The organism is Halopseudomonas phragmitis (genome assembly GCF_002056295.1).
In the GTDB taxonomy this organism is placed as follows: Bacteria; Pseudomonadota; Gammaproteobacteria; order Pseudomonadales; family Pseudomonadaceae; genus Halopseudomonas; species Halopseudomonas phragmitis.
This window is the reverse complement of record NZ_CP020100.1, coordinates 250181-273155: the sequence shown is the minus strand read 5'-3', so window position 1 is coordinate 273155 and position 22975 is coordinate 250181. Positions and strand designations below refer to the sequence as shown.

The following is a 22975-nucleotide window of genomic DNA, read 5'->3' as shown; positions in this document are numbered from 1 at the left end:
CTCAAGGGCTTTCGTTGCAACGGCGAGTCAAGTAACTTAGCCGGCTGCGCGCATTGCCCTGATGCTGCAAGGGATGCCTGATGCTTATCACAAAAGGAGATTGTTCATGAAAGAGCTGCGACAGCGGCAGGCCGGTTCGGTAGCCGGCATTTTTGTTTTTTTCATGCTGGTTGCGGTCCTGGTCGGCATGGGCGTGTGGATGCTTGCTCAGGATGGGGATGGCCATCAGGAGAGCGCAGCCGACATAACCCAGGACTCTGCCCCCGACTCCGGTGTGCCTGTGCCCGAGGAGCCACTGCAAAGTTTGCCGACACTGGCCCCGGCTGCGCCCTATGTGCCGCAGGGCGGTGTGGTTGATGTGGACATCAGTGAATACGCCGGTTACGCCGGCTTGGTCGTCGCCAACGGCGGGCTGGAGCCTAATCCGGACTCGATTTTTGCCCGTGAGTACGGCTTTCAGGTGCGGCTGACCTTGAGCGAAGAAGAGGGTTGGTCGAAGCTCAACAGCGGTCAGGTCGGGGTTTCGGTCACCACCGCCGATGTGCTGGCTGTGTTGGGGCGTCAGTTCGAGGTCAAGGTGCCGGCCCAGATTGCCTTCTCACGGGGCGCCAATCAGGTCGTGGTAGATCAGGGCATCACCAGCATTAACCAGCTCAAGGGCAAGGTGCTGGCAGCAAGCCAATTCAATGAGAGCGACTTCTTCATCCGTTATCTGGCTTCCGAGGCCGGTGTGCCGATCCGGGTGTTGGATGATCTGGATGCACGTCCGGGTGCGGCTGAGCTTGGGCTGGTGTTTTATGAGGATGCGGTGGTTGCCTGCGACGCCTACGCACAGGTGCTGGAGGCTGGCACCGGGCGTCTGAACGGTTGTGTGGGCTGGTCGCCGCGTACCGATCAGGTTGTGGCAGAGTCGCGCGGCCTGGCGAAAATGCTGGTCTCAAACCGCAACCTGCTGGTCATCGCCGACCTGTTGCTGGTCAACAAGGGCTTTGCCGAAAGTCAGCCGCGCATGGTCGAAGGCCTGGTGCATGGCCTGATGGAAGGTAACCAGCAACTGCGTGAAACCCCTGAGGCTCATCTGGCTCTGGTTGGCCGGGCTTTTGGCTGGAGCGAGGACGAGACGCGGGATGAGCTTGGCAAGGTGCACTTCAGCAACGTACCGGAGAACAAGGCCTTTTTCGAAGGCACCATTGACTCGGCCGGCTCCTACCAGGGTATTTTCCAGTCTTCCGTGCTGGCTTACGGCAACCTGATCCGCAACCCGTCCGATCCGGCCCGTTTCGTCGATCTGGCCGCTCTGCAAGCGCTGGACGCCAGTGGCATTTATGCCGGTCAGAGCATTGCCATTGCGCCGATCAAGACTCATAACCGTGTAGCGATTGAGGGTGATGCCCTGCTCAGCAAGGACATCCGCTTCTTTTTCAACCCCAACTCAGCGGTACTGGATGCGCGGGCCAGCGAGAACCAGGCGTTTCTGGATGATATCAAGCGCTTCCTGCAGGTCAGTCCGGGTTCAATGGTGCTGCTGAGAGGGCACGTCGATGACCAGAGCGTGCCCGAGTTCGAACGTCAGGGTGGACCGGCGCTGGTGCGCGCCATGGCGATGAAGGCCATGGAGTTGTCACGTCAACGTACCCAGGCGGTGGCCGATGCGCTGCTGGAACGTCACCCTGACATTGAGCGTGACCGGATCGAGCTGGTCGGGCGTGGCTGGGAAGAGCCGGTCGGTAGCAACAGCGATCTCAATCGCCGCGTCGAAGTACAGTGGTTTACCTTGGAATAGCCCGGCAATGACCCAGTAGGCCGGAGGCTGGGGCTGCCAGCCTCCGGTGAAGGGTTTTACAGATGACTCTCCGCATACTCGGCCAACAGCGAACGCGGAACGCCCTGCAGGTGAATGTGCACACCGTGGGGGAAGTCCTTGAAGCATTCGGTCAGGTAGGTCAGGCCTGAACTGGTGGCGTTGAGGTAGGGCGTGTCGATCTGCGCCAGGTTGCCCAGGCAGACCACCTTCGAGCCGCTACCGGCGCGGGTAATGATGGTCTTGATCTGGTGCGGGGTGAGGTTCTGGCTTTCGTCGATCAGGATGAAGCTTTGCTGAAAGCTGCGACCGCGAATGTAGTTCAGGGATTTGAACTGTAGCGGCACCCGGTCGAGGATGTAATCGACACTGCTGTGGGTGCACTCGTCATCCAGGTGCAGGGCTTCCAGATTGTCGGTGATCGCGCCGAGCCAGGGTTCCATTTTCTCCGCTTCGGTGCCGGGCAGAAAACCAATGTCTTCGTCCAGGCCCTGGGTGCTGCGGGTGGCAATGATCCGCCGGTAGGTCTTGCTGACCATGGTCTGCTCGATGGCTGCGGCCAGCGCCAGGATGGTCTTGCCCGAGCCGGCAGCGCCGGTCAGGTTGACCAGATGGATGTCTGGATCGAGCAGGGCGTACATGGCCAGTGCCTGGAACACGTCGCGTGGGCGCAGGCCCCAGGCTTCCTGATGCAGCAGCGGCTCCTGATGCAGATCACGGATACACAACTGACCACCCTGGATTGATTTGACCCAGCCGATGAACCCTTGATCGTCGATGATGAAATCGTTGATGTGCAGGGCGGGCAGGTTGTCGGTCAGTTGCACATCGTGCAGGGTCTGGCCACTCAACTGCCGGGTTTCGACCTTGGTAACCCGGTCCCAGAATGAACCTTCGACCTGATGGTAACCACGAGCCAGCAGATCAATGTCGTCGAGCAGTTGGTCGGTGTGGTAGTCCTCGGCATCGATCCCGCAGCCACGCGCCTTCAGGCGCATGTTGATGTCCTTGGAGACCAGGACGATGCGATCTTCGGGGTGAAGCTGTTTGAGCAGGCAAAGCTGGTTGATGATCTTGTTGTCGTTGAGGTCGTTGGGTAGGCAGAGCGAGGGTGTCGGCGCTTTTTCCATCAGGATTGCCAGCGTGCCGTTGGGGCCGAGTTTGCCGCGCTGGATCGGTACGCCCTGTTCAACCTGGTCGGGTGGTGCATCATTCAGGGTCTTGTCGATTACGCGAATTGCCTGGCGGCAGTCAGCGGCGGTGCTGGATTTTCCGGATTTGAGCTTGTCGAGTTCTTCCAGGACTGTCATCGGGATGATGACGTGGTGTTCCTCGAAGTTGAGCAGGGCGTTGGGGTCGTGAATCAGGACATTGGTATCAAGGACGTAGAAAGTGTGTCGGGTATGTCCGCACGCATCCATAGGCGTACACCTCGCAAGGGGCCGATCATTCCGAACTGTATCAGTGCCCTGGCGGGACCTGGCAGTCCGCGGGGCCGGTTCTCGTCGCCCATGGGTATCAAGGGATCACCCTTGGGTTGGAACCGGTTGAACGAGGTATAGCGCAGCTTTCGTGACGCTGACAAGCGCAAAAAAATTTAATTCATCAATCGACGAACAGCGCTGGGCAGGGGTGAAAAAACCACGTTATAGTCATCGGCCCGGCAGTTGAAAAATTGCCGCGCCTCGGTTGGAACATTCCCTGATTGATTTGCTTTGGGAACACTGGTTAAGCCTGTTTCAGTGTTGGCCCAATTGTCGCTGACCTGTTCTGGACACGCCGTGAACCCCCTCCGGGTCCGGCCAACCGATCACAGATCGGTCGGCGTTCGGCTGCGCACGAAGCATGCTTCGTAAACGCTTGCCTCACCCCTGGGGGCTTGACGATGCCCGTCCAGGGCATCGACAGTCCAGAACAGGTCAGCGCCAACTGGGCTACTGAGCTTGCGTGCAATTAATCAATGTTTCCTTAGCGCCGGCGGGTATCGCGGCGGTTGCTGCTGCGCCGGCGGGCGCGGGCGGCGGCTTCGGCCTGGGCGGTCTCGTTGGCGCGGATTTCGGCATGTTCTTCGGCGCTGTGCTGATGCTTGGGCACCGGCTTGAGGAAACGCTCCTCCGGTGGAATGCAGTCCAGCTTGCCGCCCAGCAGTTCTTCGATCGGCGGCACCTGAAAGGCATCATCCTCACCGGCAAAACTGATCGAGGTTCCCTTGGCGCCAGCGCGCCCGGTACGACCGATGCGGTGCACGTAGTCTTCAGGGTCTTCCGGCAGGGTGTAGTTGATCACGTGGCTGATGCCGTCGATATGAATGCCGCGTCCGGCCACGTCGGTGGCCACCAGTACTCGCAGCTTGCCGTTCTTGAAGTTCTCCAGAGTACGCACGCGCTTTTGTTGCGGCACGTCGCCGGACAGTTGAGCGGCATCGATACCGTCGCGTACCAGGCGCTCCTGAATGCGCCGCACTTCGTCCTTGCGGTTGGCGAACACCATCACCCGCTCCAGTTCCAGCTGGGTCACCAGGTTGAACAGCAGCTTGTATTTGTCGCTGCCGCTGACCGCATAGACCTGCTGGGTGACGTTTTCCGAGGCCGGGCGTTCTGGCTCGATTTCGACCACTGCGGGATTTTCGGTCCATTGCCGGGCCAGGTTCATCACGTCATCGCTGAAGGTGGCCGAAAACAGCAGGGTCTGGCGCTCACCCTTGCGCGGAGTCTGGCGGATGATCTGGCGCACCTGGGGAATAAAGCCCATGTCGAGCATGCGGTCGGCTTCATCCAGGACCAGTATTTCCACCAGATCCAGATGTACTTCACCCCGGTTGCAGAAGTCCAGCAACCGGCCTGGAGTGGCGACCAGAATGTCGCAGTAGCGCTGTTCGAGCTGACGCAGTTGCTTGTCGATATCCATGCCGCCGACGAAGGTCATGACGTTGAGCTTGCAGTGCTTGGTCAGACCTTCGGCGTCGCTGGCAATCTGCATGACCAGCTCGCGGGTCGGGGCAATGATCAGCGCGCGCGGCTCGCCCATGAAGCGTTCGTCCGGTGGCGGGGTGTCCAGCAACTGGGAGATGGTCGAGGTGAGGAACGCGGCAGTCTTGCCGGTGCCGGTCTGGGCCCGGCCGATAGCGTCCTGGCCACGCAGGGTCTTGCCCAGCACGGCAGCCTGAATCGGGGTGCAATAGCTGAAGCCCTGCTCCTGAATGGCGCGCATCAGGCTGTCAGGCAGCGGGAAGTCGTGGAAGCGGGTCTTACCTTCGGCCGGAGCGACCTGGAAATCGTGTAGCGACCAGGGCTTGGCTGGTTCGGCCGGTGCCTGGGATTTACGCTTGGGTTTGTCCTGCTGTCGGGGTTTGCGTGCGTCTTTCCCGGCCTGGGGCTTGTCCTGACGGGGCTTGCTGTCCCTGGGCGCGCGGCTTTTTTCCTTGGTAGCCGCTTGCTGTTTTTCAATATCGGGCAGGCTGTCTTCCTGCAGCGGCTCTCCGGGTTTGTTGAATAGTTTTTTTAGTGCTTTAAGCACAGGCATCTCTCTGGCTTGAGGGTGAGTGTCAACGGGCCAGTGTAATGCAAGCCGGGCAGAGTGCGAAGACTCCGGCCGGTGATTTTTTGAACAGTTCAGATTGTTGCCGCGTGCATGCGCCAGGCATCTGGATCGCCACGGGCCGGTGGCCCTCGCGATGACAGGGGGGAGGTAGCCAGTTCAACCCCGCACCTGTCTGCACTGTGGACCTTGCGCGATGACGGGGTTGGCTGGCGAATCGCAAGCTGGATTCAGAGACCGAGCCGGCTGCCCAGCCAGTGGCGGATGTCGGCAATTTCCTGCGGGCAGACTTCGTGGGTCATCGGGTAGTCATGCCACTCCACACGGTGACCAGCAGCCTGCATGCGCTCACAGGCATCACGCCCCATGGCCGGCAGAACGATGTCGTCGTGGCGGCCGTGACCGAAGAAGATGTCCAGGGCTGGTGCGCCGGGGGTGCCCAGCAGACTGTCCAGGGTCGGGCCGTAGGTCGACAGCGCCATGACCCCGCCCAGTGCCCGGCGTTGCTGAGCAGCGTTGTGCAGCACAACCGCGCCGCCCTGAGAGAAACCGGCCAGGATGATGCGCTCGGCAGCAATGCCCTCTGCCAGTTGTTGCTGGATCAGAGCTTCTACGCTGTCAGCCGACTGCTGCATCTGCTCATGATTGATGGCGCGGGCTGGCGCCATGCCGAGAATGTCGTACCAGCTTGGCATCGGGAAGCCGCCATTGATGGTGACCGGCCGAGTCGGCGCCTGGGGAAAGATGAAGCGAATGCCATGCCCGGCCGGCAGGCCGAGCATCTGGACTACCGGGACGAAGTCGAAGCGGTCGGCGCCAAGGCCATGCAGCCAGATCACGCAGGCGTCGGCAGGGCTGGTAGGCTCGATGATGTGGGGGCTGGTCATGGGGCTCTCTTCTGTCTGTTGTGGCTTGCCGCGCATCAGGCGCGGGACATGAACTTGCCGGATTCGGTGTTGATGCGCACCACTTCACCGGTTTCCAGATACTCGGGGATCTGGATTTCCAGGCCGGTGGCAAAGCGTGCAGTCTTGGTCCGGGCGCTGGCCGAAGAGCCCTTGATCGCCGGCGGGGTGTCTTCAATCGGCATTTCCACCACGGCTGGCAGCTCCACGCCAACCAGGTTGCCTTCAACCAGCAGGCCATACAAACCTTCGATACTCTCGTACAGATAGGGCAACTGCTCTTCGAGTTGTTCGGCACTCAGGGTGAACTGGGCGAAGTCTTCGTTATCCATGAAGGTGTAGCCGTCGGCATCCTGATAGAGGAAAGCAACCGGGCGCTTCTGAAAGTCCACCGGGGTCAGAAAGTCATCGCCGGTCAGGCTCTGGTCGACTTTCTGCTTGGTCTGCACATGGTTGAAGCGCACCTTGTACAGGGTGGTGCCGCTGCGCGAGGACGGGCTTTTGACGTCGATCTGCGAGACGATGTGCGGCTGGCCGTTGACCTGCACGATCTGGCCTTTTTTCAATTCGGAAGCTTTGGGCATCGGAGAGTTCTCGAGGTGGTGGACTGCGGCATTTTCAGGCTTCGAGCCCAAAGCTTCAAGCGTTAGGCTCGTTCCCAATCAAGGCTCGCAGTTTCCAGCCCCTTAGCCCTTGCGGCTTTCGATCAGCTTCTCCAGACCTTCGCTGGTGCGCAGGTTGACGTCGACCTGGCGGAAGGCGATTTCGATGTTGTTTTCGCGGAACAGTCGATCGATTTCACGGTTGATTTCATCGATGGCCGGGTTGCGGTCACCCAGTTCCTTCACATGAATACGCAGTTCATGGTCCAGGGTGCTGTCACCAAAGTTGAGGAACAGTACAACCGGCGCCGGGTCCTTGAGTACCCGGCTGTTGTTGTCAGCGATCTGCAGCAGCAATTGCTTGATCAGCGCCAGATCCGAACCATAGGCCGCCCCGAGCTTGACCGTCACCCGGGTCACGGTGTCGTTCAGCGACCAGTTGATCAACTGGCTGGTGACGAAGGTCTTGTTCGGGACGATGATTTCCTTGCGGTCGAAATCGGTGATGGTGGTGGCGCGAATCCGGATGCGGTTGACCGTGCCGGACAGCGTGCCAATGGTCACCACGTCACCGATGCGTACCGGTCGCTCGAACAGGATGATCAGGCCGGAAATGAAGTTGGCGAAGATTTCCTGCAAGCCAAAGCCCAGGCCAACACCCAGTGCGGCCACCAGCCATTGCAGCTTGTCCCAGCTCACGCCAAGCGCCGACAGGCCGCTGATGATACCGATGCTGATGATGGTGTAGCTGAGCAGAGTGGTAATGGCGTAGCTGCTGCCCTGGCGCAGCTCCATGCGCGACAACACCAGAATTTCCAGCAGGCCCGGCAGGTTGCGGGCCAGCGTGATGGTCAGCACCACGATGACCAGCGCGCCGAGCACATCGGCGGCGCTCATGGGTACGATCATCGGGTTGTCTGCGGTCCCGCTGTTGTATTCCCAGAGGGCAATCGACTCCAGATAAGAGGCCGCACTGACCAGATCAGACCAGGTCAGATAGACCAATACGCCGAACAACAGCAGCAGCCCCAGTTTGGCCAGTCGCAGAGATTGCTGGTTGATCTGCTGGAGGTCCATTTCCGGGATCTCGACGGCGACGATCTCTGAGTCCTCGCTGCTTTCCTTGGCTTGCTGCTGCGCGGCCTGGCGCTTGCTCAGTGCCCGTTGATAGGCCAGCCGGCGACCGGCAACGTTGAGGTTGCGCACTACTGTGCCCTCAACCAGCATCCAGGCCACGATCAAATACAGGGTGTCGATGAACCGGTCAGCCAGTCTGATCGAGGTGTAGTGATACCCCCAGGCGGTCATGCCGGCCAGAATCAGGGGCGTCAGGCCTAGTACCAGGGTGGCGCTGTGGTGAACCAGGCGAGAGCTGTAGAGTGGCTCGGTACGCCACATCAGCCGCACCAGCAGAACCCCAAGCCCCAACAGGCCGAAGAACATGATCAGGCGGCCGAGTACGTCGTCATTCAAGTGCTCGGGCAACACTTCGGCCAGGGCGATGACCACCACCAGAGGCAGAGCGACCCAGGCCACGTCGCGGGTCAGGCGGTGCAGACGCTGCACCAGCTTGGTATCCCAGCGGAAATGCCGTTCGGCAATACCCTGGGCATCGAATACCCGGTACAGCAGATGCAGGACGAACCAGGCCAGCGCAGCTTGCAGCAGGGCCGCGCTCAGCGCCGTCAGGTCGTCGGCTTCACTCAGCTTCAGAATCAGGCCCAGTCCGGCCAGCACGAAGGGCACGGGCGTAACTAGTAGCGCAGTCAGCAGTATTGCCTTGGGTGTATGTCGGCTGCTGTCACGGCGGAAATGGCCAATGTCGTCATGCACGCTCCGCAAGGTCCGGCGCAGCAATGGTCGTCGCCAGAAGTACAATCCCAGGCCGACGATCAATAGCCCTACACCCAGCAGGTTGTCTCTCAATGCCTTGATTAGCAGGCTGGATTGCTGCAGTAGAGCCAGCTCGGTCCACTGCTGGCCGATACGGCCCGGTAGGGCGGTCAGCCAGGATTTGTCGATCGGTCGGTTGCTGGGCACCCAGAACAACTGGTCATCGATGGTGCGGCGCAGGTCGCCGCTCAGTTGCTGGAGCTGGCGCTGATTCAGTTGCAGGGTAATGGCCAGGCTCAGCAGGTTGTTGCTATTGGTGATTAGTTGCTCGACCAGTGTGGGCCGGCTGTTGACCACCTGTTCAAGGTCCGGGCGCAATTCCTCGCGCAGGCTTTCCGGCAGGCGTTGCAGTACTCGTTCCAGATAGGCACTGGGCGTGGCCAGTTCATCACGTAACTGAGTCAGCTCGAACTGACGCAGGCGCAATTCGGCAATCAGTTCGGTGACGCTGGAGTCGACCCGGACCTGGGGCAAATTGCGTTTTTGCTGCTGGAGGATTCGTGACAGCACCAGGCTGCCTTCCAGTACGCTGATCTGCTGTTCCAGCGCCTGATCAATCTGGGTCAGGCTGTCGATCTGCTGCTGGGTCAGGATGTTCTTGCGGGTCAGGTCGCTCATCTGGTTGGTGATTCGCAGCAGCTCTTCGCTGAGCTGGCGGTTGAGTCCAGCCTGTTCGCGCAACACCCGATGTTCGCTACCCTCCAGTACCTGGCTGGCCACGTCGCTGACAGCCTGTTCCGACTGGGTTCGGCGCTTGTCGTCGATCACATCCTGGAGGATCTGGAGATCGGTTTCGATCTCGCTGATTTGCCGACTCAGCAGGTCGCGTTTCTGGGTGGCGATATCCTGCAGCACGCTGTTGCCCAGCAGCCGCTGGCGCAGCAGGTCGTTGGCTCGTTGCAGGCTTTGCAATTCGGCCCGCAGCATGCTCTGTCTGGCGCTTTTAACGGCGCTGTCGGGCTGGCGCTGCAGCAGCCGAAGCTGCTCGTTGATGGCCTGCTCGCGGGTCTGGTTGCTGGAAATGCTGGATTGGGTGCGTTCCGGCCGGGTTTGGGCGGCAATCAGGTCGCTGTTGACGCTGGTCAGTTCGTTCTGCCAGGCGAACATATGGCCGACCTTGTTGCCCAGCAGTTCTTCCAGGCTTTCCAGGTTCTGATTGGTATAGCGCTGGCGCAACTGGTCGCTGTCGGTGACCTTGAGTTGTTCGGACTGGCGACGCAGATCGCTGATGACCGTAGGCGCCTGATCCAGCTCCTGGCGCAGGGCGGCCAGGTTTTCATCGGATGTCTTGCTGCGCTGCAGAAAGCCCAAAGTGCTTTGATACAGCTCCTGCAATTCCTTCTTCTCGGCTTCGGGCAAGGCGCTTTCGGCCAGGTGCTCGATGCTGGTGCGCACCGACTCAATCGTGGTATCCAGGTCTGACTGGGCGAAGCCCGGCAGCGGCCAGATCAGGGACAGGAATAGAACAAGAACGAGCGGATAACGCATGAAGCAGCTTCCAGACAGTGACTGACAGAAGGGTAGTCTGACTGGCTGGTATTGGGAAGCGCTTCCTTGCGCTCCGGCCTTGGTGGCCGGGGCACAAGGAAGCAGCGTTGAGGCTTAGAACCAGGCGTCCTGCATTTCCAGACAGGTAGGGTCCAGGCTTTCCAGCAGGTTCAGTGCATGGTGGCAGCTCGGTACTTCCCAAGTCAGGAAGTAACGGGCGGCTTGCAGCTTGCCGCGATAGAAGTCGGCATCAGCCGGGTTGCCGGCATTCAGGCCCTGCTGAGCGCGAACGGCCTGTTCCAGCCAGCGCCAGCCGATCACCATATGACCGAAGCTGTTGAGGTACAGGATCGAGTTGGCCAGCGCCTCGTTGACCTTGCCCTGGCCGAGGTTGCCGAGCAGGCTCAGAGTCACCTTACCCAGATGCGCATGGAGCTTTTCCAGCGGCTCGCGCAGGCCGTTCAGCTCGGTATGCTCGCCAGCACGCTGGCAGGTGTCCTGGATCAGGGCTGACAGCTGCTTGAGCGCGGCGCCGTTGTTCATCACCACCTTGCGCCCCAGCAGATCCAGCGACTGGATGCCGTTGGTGCCTTCATGGATCGGGTTCAGGCGATTGTCGCGGTAGTACTGCTCGACCGGGTATTCACGGGTGTAGCCATGGCCACCAAGAATCTGGATCGCCAGTTCGTTGGCCTTGAGGCAGTAGTCTGACGGCCAGGCCTTGACGATCGGGGTCAGCAGATCGAGCAACTGGTGGGCGTCTTTGCGCTCCTGCTCGGTCGGCAGGGTTTCACTGTCGTCGACCAGTCGTGAGGCATAGAGCCCCAGGTCATAGCCACCTTCAACGTAGGCCTTCTGGGTCAGCAGCATACGTTTGACGTCGGTGTGCTCGACGATCGCCACCTGCGGGCTGGTCGGATCCTTGCCGTCCGGCAGGCGGCCCTGCGGGCGGTTGCGGGCGTAGTCCAGCGAGTACTGGTAGCCGGCGTAGCCGAGCATGACCGCACCCATGCCAACGCCAATACGGGCCTCGTTCATCATCTGGAACATGTAGTTCAGACCATGATGCGGCTTGCCCACCAGATAGCCGACGCACTCGCCATTGTCACCGAAGTTCAGCGCGGTGGAAGTAGTACCGCGCCAGCCCATCTTGTGGAACAGGCCGGCCAGGGTCACGTCATTGCGCTGGCCCAGGCTGCCGTCATCGTTGACCAGGAACTTGGGCACGATGAACAGGCTGATGCCTTTGACCCCGGGCGGGGCGTCGGGCAGCTTGGCCAGAACCATGTGCACGATATTCTCCGACAGCGGGTGATCGCCGCCGGAAATGAAAATCTTGTTGCCCTTGAGTCGATAGCTGCCATCGGCGGCCGGTTCGGCCTTGGTGCGAATGTCCGACAGCGAGGAACCGGCATGCGGCTCGGTCAGGGCCATGGTGCCGAAGAACCGGCCCTCGATCATCGGTTGCAGGAAACGCTGTTTCTGTTCCTCATTACCGAAGGTCTCGATCAGGTTGGCTGCGCCCATGGTCAGCATGGCGTAGGACGAGGTGGCGATGTTGGCGGCCTGGAACTGGGTAAAGCAGGCCTGGGACAACAGCGTAGGCAGTTGCATGCCGCCCTGCTCGAAGCTGCGGGTGGCATTCAGGAAACCGGCCTCAAGGAACGCGTCGACCGCTGGTTTGACCTCGGGAATCAGTTCGGCGGCGCCATCGACATACTGCGGCTCGTTTTCATCGCTTTTGCGATTGTGCGGCAGGAAATATTTCTCGGCGATGGCGCGGGCGGTGTTGATCGAGGCGTCGAAGGTCTCGCGGTTGTGCTCGGCGAAACGCTCGCGCTGGGTCAGAGCCTCGGCATCCAGCACTTCGTAGAGCTCAAAGGCCAGGTTGCGGGCATCGGGCAGGATATCGGTCATGACAGTAACCTCTGTTGAGAACGCGGGCGAGTGTAGGTGTTCGGAATATGACTGAAAACTTTCATTGATAACTGTGATGCCCGCGAATCAGACCGGGCTCGCCCTGCCAGGCTACCAAATCCTGGATCGCCACGGGTCTGCGACCCTCGCGATGACGGGAAAGGCCCCAGCCTTCAGCCGTTCCCCGTCATTGCGAGCCGCGTAGCGGCGTGGCAATCCAGTCAGAAAAGCCGCAGCGGCAGTTCATCCAATGCCGCGCGTTGCTCGCGCAGGGTCAGAACCTGTTCGGCCCAGTAGCGCTCACTGGCGAACCAGGGGAAGTGCTTGGGAAATGCCGGGTCATCCCAGCGTCGGGCCAGCCAGGCGCTGTAGTGAATCAGCCGCAGGCTGCGCAGCGACTCGATCAGGTTGAGCTGGCGCGGGTCGAAATCGTGGAATTCATTGTAGCCATCGACCAGCTCGGCCAGTTGCGCCTGGCGCTGGTCACGTTCGCCCGAGAGCATCATCCACAGATCCTGAACCGCCGGGCCCATGCGGCAGTCATCCATATCAACCATATACAGCAGGTCATCGCGCCACAGCAGATTGCCGACGTGCAGATCGCCGTGCAGGCGGATCGACTGGTACGGATGCTCGGCCATCTGCGCTTCAATCCGTTTCAGCAGGTCGTCGGCCACCGAGAAGTAGGCCGGGCGCAGGCTGTCCGGGACACAGTCGTGCTCACGCAGAAAGTTCAGGCTCTCATGCCCGAAATTGTCGACGGTCAGCGCCGGCCGGTGCTCGAACGGGCGCATCGCGCCAACCGCATGCAAGCGTCCGAGCAGGCGCCCCAGCATCAGCAACTGGTCAGGATCATCGAACTCCGGTGCCCGGCCACCGAAGCGGCGGAACAGACTGAAACGAAAGCCGGCATGCTCGAACAGGGTGCGGCCAGCGTAGGCGGTGGGCGCAATCACCGGAATATCGCGTTCGGCCAGTTCCTGGGAGAAGGCGTGCTCCTCAAGGATGGCCTCATCGGACCAGCGGTCCGGGCGGTAGAACTTGGCGATCAATGGTTGCTGACCCTCGATGCCAACCTGAAATACCCGGTTCTCGTAACTGTTCAATGTCAGAATACGGGCGTCACTGACCAGCCCCAGGCTTTCCACCGCATCGAGCACGGTATCCGGGGTGAGGGTGGCGAACGGGTGGGTGGACATCGGACAGCTCCGTATCTGAGGGGCAGGGGTGAAGGCTGATGGTTGCCGCAGACAAGGTCAAGTCTAACCGTCATTGCGAAGGCCGTTAGACCTGTGACAATCCATGTCGGGCTGGCTAAGGCGTGCGCGCCACGCACCAGACACTGACACTGGCCGCTCCGGCGGCCAGCAAGGTGCGGCTGGCTTCCTGGGCGCTGCTGCCGGTAGTCAGCACATCATCGATCAGCGCCAGATGCAGGCCCGCCAGCCGCTCGGGGTGGCGGCAGTGAAAGGCGCCGGCCAGATTGCGTCGGCGCTCGTCGGCATTGAGCCCTTGCTGGGCCGGTGTTGGCCGTTGGCGGATCAGATTATTGCTGTCGAGCTTCAGCTTCAGGCTGCGGGCTATTGGCCTGGCCAGCTCGAAGGCCTGATTGAAACCCCGTCGGGCCTGACGCTTGGGGTGCAGGGGCATGGGTAGCAGCAGATCCGGCCAGGCCAGTTGCCGTTCCTGATAATGATGCTGAACAGCGTCACTCAGCAGCCGGGCCAGCATACGACCGTATGCTAACTGGCCGTGATGCTTGAACGCCGGGATCAGGCTGTCGAGTGGGAACTGATAGAGCAGCGGCGCAACAACCTGAGCAAAGGCCGGGGGTGACTGCTGGCATTTGCCGCACAACTGCTCGGCGCTGCTCAGCGGCAGAGCACATTGACGGCACTGTGGGCCTTGCCAGGGCAGCTCGGCCAGACAGCTCTCGCATAGCCCGGCAGCATTGGGTTGACTGCCCAGGCATAACAGGCAATGCGATTGGTTAAATAATAACCACTGGTAAACCTTGTGCTTGATCATGGGTTGACAGCCTCCTTGCCGTCGCTATGATGCGAGTCATAAGAGTTACCCCTTCGGGGGCACCGTGCAATCGCCAAGGATGTATTCCATGACCCAATCCGCACTTCGTCACGACTGGACCCAGGCCGAGGTTCTCGCGCTGTTCCGTCAGCCTTTCAATGACCTGCTGTTCCAGGCGCAGACTGTGCACCGCCAGCATTTCGATGCCAACCGGGTTCAGGTCTCCACGTTGCTGTCGATCAAGACCGGCGCCTGCCCGGAAGACTGCAAGTATTGTCCGCAATCCGGCCACTACAACACCGGCCTGGACAAGGAAAAGCTGATGGAAGTGCAGAAGGTGCTGGACGAGGCCGCCAAGGCCAAGGCCATCGGCGCCACCCGCTTCTGCATGGGCGCGGCCTGGAAACATCCGTCTGACAAAGACATGCCCTACGTTCTGCAGATGGTCCGTGGCGTGCGTGCGCTGGGGCTGGAAACCTGCATGACCCTGGGCAAGCTGACCAAGGAGCAGACCGCGGCGCTGGCCGAGGCTGGGCTGGACTACTACAACCACAACCTGGATACCTCGCCGGAGTTCTACGGCAACATCATCACCACCCGGACTTTTGGCGAGCGTTTGCAAACCCTGTCGTACGTCCGTGATGCCGGCATGAAAATCTGCTCCGGCGGTATTCTTGGCATGGGTGAAAGCCTGGAAGACCGCGCCGGCCTGCTGATTCAGCTGGCCAACCTGCCGGAGCACCCGGAAAGCGTGCCGATCAACATGCTGGTCAAGGTCAAGGGCACTCCGCTGGAAAGCGAGGAAGATGTCGATCCGTTCGACTTCATCCGCACCCTGGCGGTAGCCCGGATCATGATGCCGAAATCGCATGTGCGGCTGTCTGCCGGGCGCGAGCAGATGAACGAGCAGACCCAGTCGCTGGCGTTCTTCGCCGGCGCCAACTCGATCTTCTACGGTGACCGTCTGCTGACCACCTCCAACCCGCAGGCTGAGAAAGACATGCGCCTGTTCGAGCGCCTGGGCATCAAGCCGGAAGAGCGCGAAGAACATGACGATGAAGTTCATCAGGCCGCCATCGAGCAGGCTCTGGTGGAGCAGCGTGACAGTGCGCTGTTCGTCAATGCGGCGGTGTGAGGCTGTTTAGCCTCGGCCACTGATCAGGCTGGGAAACGCTGATCAACTGCAATGCATCCAGTGTCGTGTTGTCCTACCCCTGGGACAGGCCGTCGATGCCCTGGACGGGCATCGTCGAGCGCCCAGGGATGGGTTCACAGCGTGCCTGGCCCAGGGGTAGGACAATGCGACAGGCGCAAGGTCCAACTTGATCAGTGTTTTCCTCGCACGGCTGCTGAAACGGCCTGCACTTTCTGAAGAGCCACTATGCCCTTTGATCTGTCTTCGCGCCTGGCTGAACGCCGCGCCGCCCACCTCTACCGTCAGCGTCCGTTGCTGGAATCGCCGCAAGGGGTGCGGGTGGTGGTTGATGGCCAGCCGCTGCTGGCGTTCTGCAACAACGACTATCTGGGTCTGGCCAGTCATCCGGCGGTGATCGAAGCCTTCGCCGAAGGTGCCCGGCAGTGGGGTGTCGGCGGCGGTGCATCGCATCTGGTGGTAGGCCACAGCAGCCCGCACCATGCTCTGGAAGAGGCCTTGGCCGAATTCACCGGTCGCCCACGGGCGCTGCTGCTGTCCAGCGGCTACATGGCCAATCTGGGCACGGTAACGGCGTTGGTTGGCCAGGGCGATACAGTGCTGGAAGATCGCCTCAATCATGCCTCGTTGCTGGATGCCGGGCTGCTCAGCGGCGCGCGCTTCTCACGCTATCTGCACAACGATATTGAAAGCCTTGGCAGCCGTCTGGCCAAGGCCGAAGGCAACACGCTGGTGGTAACCGACGGCGTGTTCAGCATGGACGGCGACCTGGCCGAGCTGCCGGCGTTGTGCGCCAAGGCCCGCGAGCACGGCGCCTGGGTGATGGTTGACGATGCCCACGGCTTTGGCTGCCTGGGCCGCAATGGTGGCGGGATCGTCGAGCATTTTGGCCTGAACGTTGATCAGGTGCCGGTGCTGATTGGCACCCTGGGCAAGGCGTTCGGCACCGCTGGAGCCTTCGTTGCCGGCAGTGAGGAACTGATCGAAAGCCTGATCCAGTTTGCCCGCCCGTACATCTATACCACCAGCCAGCCGCCGGCAGTCGCCTGCGCCACGCTGCGTAGCCTGCAGTTGCTGCAGGGTGAGCACTGGCGGCGCGAGCGCCTGGCCCAGTTGATCGCCCAGTTCCGCCTGGGCGTCAGCGCGCTGGGGCTGAATCTGATGGACAGCCCGACCCCGATCCAGCCGATTCTGGTTGGCAGCAGCGAACGCGCGCTGGGACTGTCGGCGGCCCTGCGGCGGCGCGGCATTCTGGTTACCGCGATTCGACCGCCCACCGTACCGCGTGGCACCGCCCGGCTGCGGGTAACGCTGTCGGCGCTGCACAGCGAAGATGATGTCAACCAATTGCTTGAAGCGCTGCAACAGGCATTACGTGAACTGCCGGAGGGCGAATGAACAACCTCAGTCTGTTACCGGGCTGGGCCCAGGCCGCTGCCAGCATGCAACCGCTGACGGCAGCGCTGGGCGAAGAACTGCCGGGCTGGCAGGTTGCTGCCCATGAGTTGCCCGCGGTGCAGATGTCCAGCCTGGAGACCGATCTGAGTGAGCTGGCCGAGCGCCTGCCGCCCGGTGTGCTGGTTGGCTGGTCGCTGGGCGGGATGCTGGCCATGCAGTTGCAACGGCGTTTCCCTGAGCGTTATCGGCAGGTGGTGACTATCGCCAGCAATGCCTGCTTCGTTGCCCGCGAAGACTGGCCCGAGGCCATGGCCACTGCCACCTTCAAGGCCTTTCTCAATGACTTTCGCCTGCAACCAGACAAGACCCTCAAACGCTTTGCCTTGCTGGTGACCCAGGGCAGTGATCAGGCCCGCAGCCTCAGCCGCATGCTGAGCTGGGATCAGGCCGACGAAGAGCAGCGCCTGCATGCCCTGGCTCTGCTTGGTGTGCTTGACCACCGCAGTGCCCTGAAAAACAACCCGACAGCCAGCCTGCATTGCCTGGCTGCGCGTGATGCCCTGGTGCCGGTGGCGCTGGCTGATCATTTGCGGACCCTGGCGCCGGGTGTGCGGCTGGTTGTGCATGGTCAGGCCAGTCATGCCCTGCCTCTGGAGCAGCCAGTCTGGCTGGCGGCCCGGATCGGCGAGTTTCTCGAGGCTCGTGATGCCTGAGGCCGTGATCGACAAACAGCAGGTCGCCAGTTCGTTCGGGCGGGCGGCCGCCACCTATGATCAGGCAGCGGCCTTTCAGCGTCAGGTCGGGCACAACCTGCTTGAGCGCTTGCCAGCGGCCTGGCAGCCGGAGTACGTCGTCGACCTGGGTTGTGGCACCGGCTACTTCACCCGGGCGCTGGCCCGGCGTTATGCGGTGCCGGTTGCCGGGCTTGATCTGGCCGAAGGCATGTTGCGTTTTGCCCGTGAGCAGGGCGAGACCGGACATGGCTGGATCGCCGCCGATGCCGAGGCACTGCCGCTGCGGGATGAATCCCAGGATCTGATCTTTTCCAGCCTGGCGCTGCAGTGGTGCCCGGACTTGGGCAAGGCCCTGGCCGAGGCGCGGCGGGCCCTGCGACCAGGTGGGCGGTTGGCGTTGACTACACTGGTAGAAGGATCACTGAGTGAATTGCGCGCCGCCTGGCAGGCAGTGGATGGCTTCGTGCACGTCAATCGCTTCATGCCTGAAGCCCATCTGCGGGATTGTCTGGCCAGTGCCGGTTTTGCCGGCCTGAGCTGCGATATCGAAACCCATGTGCTGCATTACCCCCAACTCAGTGGCCTGACCCATGAACTCAAGGCGTTGGGTGCCCACAACATCAACCCCGGGCGGCCCGGCGGCCTGACTGGCAGGGCGCGCTTGCGAGCCCTGACCGAGGCTTATGAAAGCTATCGCCAGCCTCAAGGCCTGCCCGCCACTTACCACGTCGCCCAGGTTCAGCTTTATAAGGAGGGTTGAAATGTCCAAACGCTATTTCGTAACCGGAACCGATACCGAGATCGGCAAAACCACCATCGCCGCCGGCCTGCTGCATGCCGCCCGCCAGGCGGGCCTGACCACCGCAGCGGTCAAGCCGGTCGCGGCTGGCTGTGAACGCACCGCCGAAGGTCTGCGCAATGATGACGCGCTGGCGCTGCAGGCTGAATGTCATCCGCCGCTGGCCTACGAGTTGGTCAACCCGATTACCCTGGAGTCGGCCATTGCCCCGCATATCGCCGCCCGTGAGGAAAATGTCGGGCTCAGCGTCGAGCTGCTGGCTGGCGCCTGTTTGCAAGTATTCGACCGCAATGCCGATCTGACGCTGGTTGAAGGCGCCGGCGGCTGGAAGGTGCCGCTCAATGAGGAACAGACTCTGGCCGAACTGGCCGTTGATCTGAAACTGCCGGTGATCATGGTAGTGGGGCTGCGTCTGGGTTGTATCAACCACGCCCTGCTGACCGCCGAATCAATCGCCGCCAGCGGGCTACGGCTGGTCGGCTGGGTGGCCAATCAGGTCGATCCGAACATGAGCCGCCCGCGGGAAAACCTGGAAACCCTGCGCAAGCTGCTGCCGGCGCCGTGCCTGGGAGAAGTGCCCTGGCTGGAACAGGTTGATAGCCGCTGGGTCGCCGAATGTCTGGATCTGACCCCACTGCTGTGAGGCAAAACTACCCATGGCTGGCCGATTGTGCTTGAATGGTTAAACAGGAGCCTCTGAAAAACGTCGGCGAGGCAGGCAAGACAAGGCAAAAACGATCGAAAAAGCGCAGTTTACATGTGGTAAATGAGCATTTTGAGGTCGTTTTTAACGCCGTATTGCCAACGTAGGTAGTTTTTCAGAGGCTCCTGCATGAATTTACCTGAGGACCAGCCTATGGCCATGCTTGATGTAATGTCCTCTGGCCTGAACAGTGTGCGTCAGGGCCAGCAACGGATGACCGGAGCAGCGAACGATATCGCCCGCCTGGCCCTGCCCGACGATCCGGCCGCAGCCCAGGCGGTACCGGCACAACCGGCCAACCCTCAACCCGTGGCCACCACTGCAGTGGAAACCAGCCGCCCGGTCAATCTGGTCGACAGCCTGGTTGAACTGCAACTGGCTCAGCGTGAAGTGGAAGCTGGCGCCTCGGTGATCGATACCGCCGATGAGGTGCTGGGCACCTTGCTGGATGTAACTGCCTGATTTTTTTACCCCTCTGAATTCCCTGCTGCTGCGCTGATACCTCCGCGCAGCAGTTCTCGTTTTCCTTCTGCTTTTCTCTGGTCTGCTCCATTGGCCTGACGCTGAGTCCTGGGGCAGGCGCGCACCATTTACAAATTATTTATGGTCGGACATTCACGAGGGGTTGACAGTGTGCTGGCGTAAACGTATGTTTCAAACACGCGTTTGAAAGCTGCCTGTGCAGATGACTTTCAAAGGCCCCGTAACATAATTGCAGCCACAGGCTGTCGCATCCCGTAACAACCGTCGAGGTCAAGTGCCATGCCAGATTACAAGGCTCCCCTGCGTGACATCCGTTTCGTGCGTGATGAACTTCTGGGTTACGAAGAACATTATCAGAGTCTGCCGGGTTGCGAAGACGCCACTCCGGATATGGTCAATGCGATTCTGGAAGAGGGCGCCAAGTTCTGTGAGCAGGTGATTGCTCCGTTGAACCGCGTTGGCGACACCGAAGGCTGCACCTGGAGTCCGGAAGGCGTCAAGACCCCGACTGGCTTCAAGGAAGCCTACCAGCAGTTCGTCGAAGGCGGCTGGCCGAGCCTGGCGCATGACGTTGAGCACGGTGGTCAGGGCCTGCCCGAGTCGCTGGGTCTGGCGATCAGCGAAATGGTTGGCCAGGCCAACTGGTCCTGGGGTATGTACCCGGGCCTGTCGCACGGCGCCATGAATACCATCGACACCCACGGCAGCGACGAGCAGAAGCACGTCTACCTGACCAAGCTGGTTTCCGGTCAGTGGACCGGCACCATGTGTCTGACCGAGCCGCACTGCGGTACCGACCTGGGCATGCTGCGCACCAAGGCTGAGCCGCAGGCCGATGGCAGCTACAAGGTTTCCGGCACCAAGATCTTCATTTCTTCCGGTGAGCACGACATGGCCGAGAACATCGTCCATATCGTTCTGGCCCGCCTGCCCGACGCCCCGGCCGGCACCAAGGGTATCTCCCTGTTTATCGTTCCCAAGTTCCTGCCCGACGCCAATGGCGAGAAGGGCGAGCGCAATGGCGTATCCTGCGGCTCGCTGGAACACAAAATGGGTATCCATGGCAACGCCACTTGCGTCATGAACTTCGACGGCGCCACCGGCTTCCTGATCGGCGAGCCGAACAAGGGCCTGAACGCCATGTTCACCTTCATGAACACCGCCCGTCTGGGTACTGCACTGCAGGGTCTGGCCCATGCCGAAATCGGCTTCCAGGGTGGCATCAAGTATGCCCGCGAGCGTCTGCAAATGCGCGCTCTGACCGGTGCCAAGGCGCCCGAGAAAGCTGCTGACCCGATCATCGTTCACCCCGATGTACGCCGCATGCTGCTGACCATGAAAGCCTTTGCTGAAGGCAACCGGGCAATGGTCTACTTCACCGCCAAGCAGGTGGATATTGTCAAGAACAGCCAGGACCCGGAGCAGAAGAAAGCCGCTGATGCGCTGCTGGCCTTCCTCACCCCGATCGCCAAGGCGTTCATGACCGAAGTCGGCTTCGAAGCCGCCAACCACGGCGTGCAGATCTACGGCGGTCACGGTTTTATCGCCGAATGGGGCATGGAACAGAACGTGCGTGATGCCCGTATCTCCATGCTGTATGAAGGCACCACCGGCATCCAGGCCCTCGACCTGCTCGGCCGCAAGGTACTGATGACCCAGGGCGAAGCACTCAAGGGCTTCACCAAGATCGTCCACAAGTTCTGCCAGGCTCAGGAAGCCAACGACTCGGTCAAAGAGTTCGTTGCGCCGCTGGCTCAGCTGAACAAGGAATGGGCCGACCTGACCATGAAGATCGGCATGGCTGCCATGAAAGACCGCGAGATGGTCGGTGCCGCTTCGGTGGACTACCTGATGTACTCCGGTTACGTCTGCCTGGCCTACTTCTGGGCTGACATGGCCCGCGTGGCCGCTGAGAAGCTGGCTGCCGGTACTGACGACGCGGCCTTCTACAAGGCCAAGCTGCAGACTGCGCGCTTCTACTACCAGCGCATCCTGCCGCGTACCCGCGCGCATGTTGAAGCCATCCTGTCCGGTGCTGACAACCTGATGGACATGGCCGAGGAAGACTTCGCTCTGGGCTACTAAGCCCCGCGCAGCGCCTCAACAAAACCCCGGCCGGGTTACCTGGCCGGGGTTTTGTGTTTCTGTTGCCCAGGTTTGGGCGCTCAGCCACAAAAATGGCCCTTGGCCTTCACGCGATAACGGTTTATCTTCAAATCATTATCGACAGGAGGTCAGCATGACCCAGCACGGACACGCAATCCGCAGCAGAGCAGCCCTTGCCCTGCCATGCACCTTTGAATCCCATGCAAAACCCTGCGCCCAGCGTGCGCCAGGGCATGATTGTGTGCATGAAACAGAGAAGCCAAGCGATTACGCTAGAGTGTTTGGGGAGTTGGCTAAGGGGCTGAATGTATGAGGGTTTTTCGCTCGACTGTGTTGGGGAGGACAGCAATCATAGAGAAGCCAACGATATGTGGTCATAAAGCTGTCGATCCACTTCACTGTTAGGTACTTAAATTATGCCCAGTTCAAAGCCAGCATTCTTTTTTTCGTCGACTCAAAGTGTAGACAACCGATTAGGTGATGTTTTCAGCTTTATTTGGGGGAGCTATGCAGGATTACGTGAACTTTGGTGGCAAGTGAGAGGTTTTAATACCCAGTTTCCAGATCTACATATCAGTGAAATTGAAAATAAATTTCTTGCGGGATTGCCTATGCCCGGTGGAATTGACTTCAAAAAATTATTTGTGAAAACAGATTGGGCTGAACACGAAAAAGATTTTTCTCGATGGATTTTGTTTGATGTGTGTACTTTATATGAGGGCTGGGCAGAAAAAGTCTGTAAGGATTTATTCTCCTCATCTACTTATGAAAGGAACGCAAAAGCAATTCAATTTCCTTCTGGCGTAAGGGCAAATAGACAGGTATCAGGCTATCCAGTTGCTGTGAATGAAGCTAATACTTCCGCATCGACGTTGATGAAGGATGAATTTCTTCCGACCCTAAAAAAATCATACTTAAATTGCTGGTCTTTCATAGATCAACATTTGCTTGCGTATAGGTTTTTCAAAGAATGCAGAAATTCATTCATTCACTCAGAGGGTGTTGTGACGCAGGATATAATTGACAAGCATACCGAATTGGCAACAATCCAAGCAGTAAAACCTTCACCGTTTCGTAATAATTTTATATTGCCGAGCCAAACACTTGGTCAAAGTATCGAGTTGAACTTAAAGGACTGCATTAATTTCGCAACAATTGTTCGGAAATTAATCTGTACATTTGACGCAGCCCTATCTGTTGCTATGGCCAGTGAAGCTATTCTTGAGCAGCGAATTCGAAACTTAGTATCTAACAACCCCAAATGGAATAATCTACCATCTGATCCAGCGAAAAGAGAGCAGCGAGTTCACAGGATGCTAGCAGCGTCAAGAATCCCAGAGCCTCAGAATTTTGCAAACATGATGGCTTGGATGCAATCAAAGGGGATTATTTGAGATGGAACCTAACAAAGCGCTGTTGTCGGACAAG

Annotated in this window: 17 protein-coding genes; 9 read left to right on the top strand and 8 right to left on the bottom strand. The window is 60.0% G+C overall.

The window, feature by feature from the left end; genetic code table 11:
- Window positions 1–106 precede the first annotated feature (106 nt).
- Window positions 107–1783, top strand: a complete 1677-nt coding sequence (locus BVH74_RS01215; protein WP_177344500.1) for a phosphate ABC transporter substrate-binding/OmpA family protein — start codon at window positions 107–109, stop codon at window positions 1781–1783.
- Window positions 1784–1839: 56 nt separating this feature from the next.
- Here the strand turns inward: BVH74_RS01215 and BVH74_RS01210 are convergent, their stop codons facing one another.
- The 8 genes from BVH74_RS01210 to BVH74_RS01175 all read right to left on the bottom strand — a co-directional run bounded on the left by BVH74_RS01210 (window position 1840) and on the right by BVH74_RS01175 (window position 14171).
- On the bottom strand, window positions 1840–3222 hold the full coding sequence (locus BVH74_RS01210) for a PhoH family protein (RefSeq protein ID WP_080048324.1): 1383 nt from the start codon (window positions 3220–3222) through the stop codon (window positions 1840–1842).
- 547 nt (window positions 3223–3769) lie between these two features.
- Window positions 3770–5317 (bottom strand): ATP-dependent RNA helicase RhlB, encoded by a 1548-nt coding sequence (rhlB, locus tag BVH74_RS01205; RefSeq protein WP_373279470.1) that lies wholly within the window; start codon window positions 5315–5317, stop codon window positions 3770–3772.
- A gap of 251 nt (window positions 5318–5568) precedes the next feature.
- Window positions 5569–6225, bottom strand: a complete 657-nt coding sequence (locus tag BVH74_RS01200) for an alpha/beta hydrolase (RefSeq protein WP_080048322.1) — start codon at window positions 6223–6225, stop codon at window positions 5569–5571.
- A 35-nt stretch (window positions 6226–6260) separates the two neighbouring features.
- Window positions 6261–6827: an elongation factor P-like protein EfpL gene (gene efpL / locus BVH74_RS01195; RefSeq protein ID WP_080048321.1), complete on the bottom strand. Its 567-nt coding sequence runs from the start codon at window positions 6825–6827 to the stop codon at window positions 6261–6263.
- Window positions 6828–6929: 102 nt separating this feature from the next.
- Entirely contained in the window at window positions 6930–10226 is a 3297-nt protein-coding gene (gene mscK, locus BVH74_RS01190; RefSeq protein ID WP_080048320.1) for a mechanosensitive channel MscK, read from the bottom strand.
- 114 nt (window positions 10227–10340) lie between these two features.
- Window positions 10341–12143 (bottom strand): acyl-CoA dehydrogenase, encoded by a 1803-nt coding sequence (locus tag BVH74_RS01185; protein WP_080048319.1) that lies wholly within the window; start codon window positions 12141–12143, stop codon window positions 10341–10343.
- 221 nt (window positions 12144–12364) lie between these two features.
- Window positions 12365–13342 carry a serine/threonine protein kinase gene (locus BVH74_RS01180; protein ID WP_080048318.1) on the bottom strand — a complete coding sequence of 326 codons (978 nt, stop codon included), beginning with the start codon at window positions 13340–13342 and terminating at the stop codon, window positions 12365–12367.
- Window positions 13343–13457: 115 nt separating this feature from the next.
- Window positions 13458–14171, bottom strand: coding sequence for a ComFC family protein (locus BVH74_RS01175; protein ID WP_080048317.1), 714 nt, complete (start codon window positions 14169–14171; stop codon window positions 13458–13460).
- 88 nt (window positions 14172–14259) lie between these two features.
- Between BVH74_RS01175 and bioB the strand changes: the two genes are divergently transcribed.
- The 8 genes from bioB to BVH74_RS18735 all read left to right on the top strand — a co-directional run bounded on the left by bioB (window position 14260) and on the right by BVH74_RS18735 (window position 22941).
- A complete protein-coding gene (gene bioB / locus BVH74_RS01170; RefSeq protein ID WP_119702168.1) occupies window positions 14260–15306 on the top strand; it encodes a biotin synthase BioB in 1047 nt (348 codons plus the stop codon).
- 246 nt (window positions 15307–15552) lie between these two features.
- Window positions 15553–16722, top strand: a complete 1170-nt coding sequence (gene bioF, locus BVH74_RS01165) for an 8-amino-7-oxononanoate synthase (protein ID WP_080048315.1) — start codon at window positions 15553–15555, stop codon at window positions 16720–16722.
- Window positions 16719–17435 carry an alpha/beta fold hydrolase gene (locus BVH74_RS01160; RefSeq protein ID WP_080048314.1) on the top strand — a complete coding sequence of 239 codons (717 nt, stop codon included), beginning with the start codon at window positions 16719–16721 and terminating at the stop codon, window positions 17433–17435. Before bioF ends, BVH74_RS01160 begins: the two co-directional genes overlap by 4 nt.
- Entirely contained in the window at window positions 17428–18216 is a 789-nt protein-coding gene (gene bioC / locus BVH74_RS01155; RefSeq protein ID WP_080048313.1) for a malonyl-ACP O-methyltransferase BioC, read from the top strand. Before BVH74_RS01160 ends, bioC begins: the two co-directional genes overlap by 8 nt.
- Before the next feature lies 1 nt (window position 18217).
- Window positions 18218–18898 (top strand): dethiobiotin synthase, encoded by a 681-nt coding sequence (gene bioD, locus BVH74_RS01150; RefSeq protein WP_080048312.1) that lies wholly within the window; start codon window positions 18218–18220, stop codon window positions 18896–18898.
- 189 nt (window positions 18899–19087) lie between these two features.
- The gene (locus BVH74_RS01145) at window positions 19088–19420 is read left to right on the top strand and encodes a flagellar basal body rod C-terminal domain-containing protein (protein ID WP_080048311.1); all 333 of its coding nucleotides are present in this window, start codon (window positions 19088–19090) and stop codon (window positions 19418–19420) included.
- Window positions 19421–19720: 300 nt separating this feature from the next.
- A complete protein-coding gene (locus BVH74_RS01140) occupies window positions 19721–21526 on the top strand; it encodes a phenylacyl-CoA dehydrogenase (RefSeq protein ID WP_080048310.1) in 1806 nt (601 codons plus the stop codon).
- A gap of 437 nt (window positions 21527–21963) precedes the next feature.
- Window positions 21964–22941: a hypothetical protein gene (locus BVH74_RS18735; RefSeq protein WP_155121679.1), complete on the top strand. Its 978-nt coding sequence runs from the start codon at window positions 21964–21966 to the stop codon at window positions 22939–22941.
- Window positions 22942–22975: the final 34 nt, after the last annotated feature.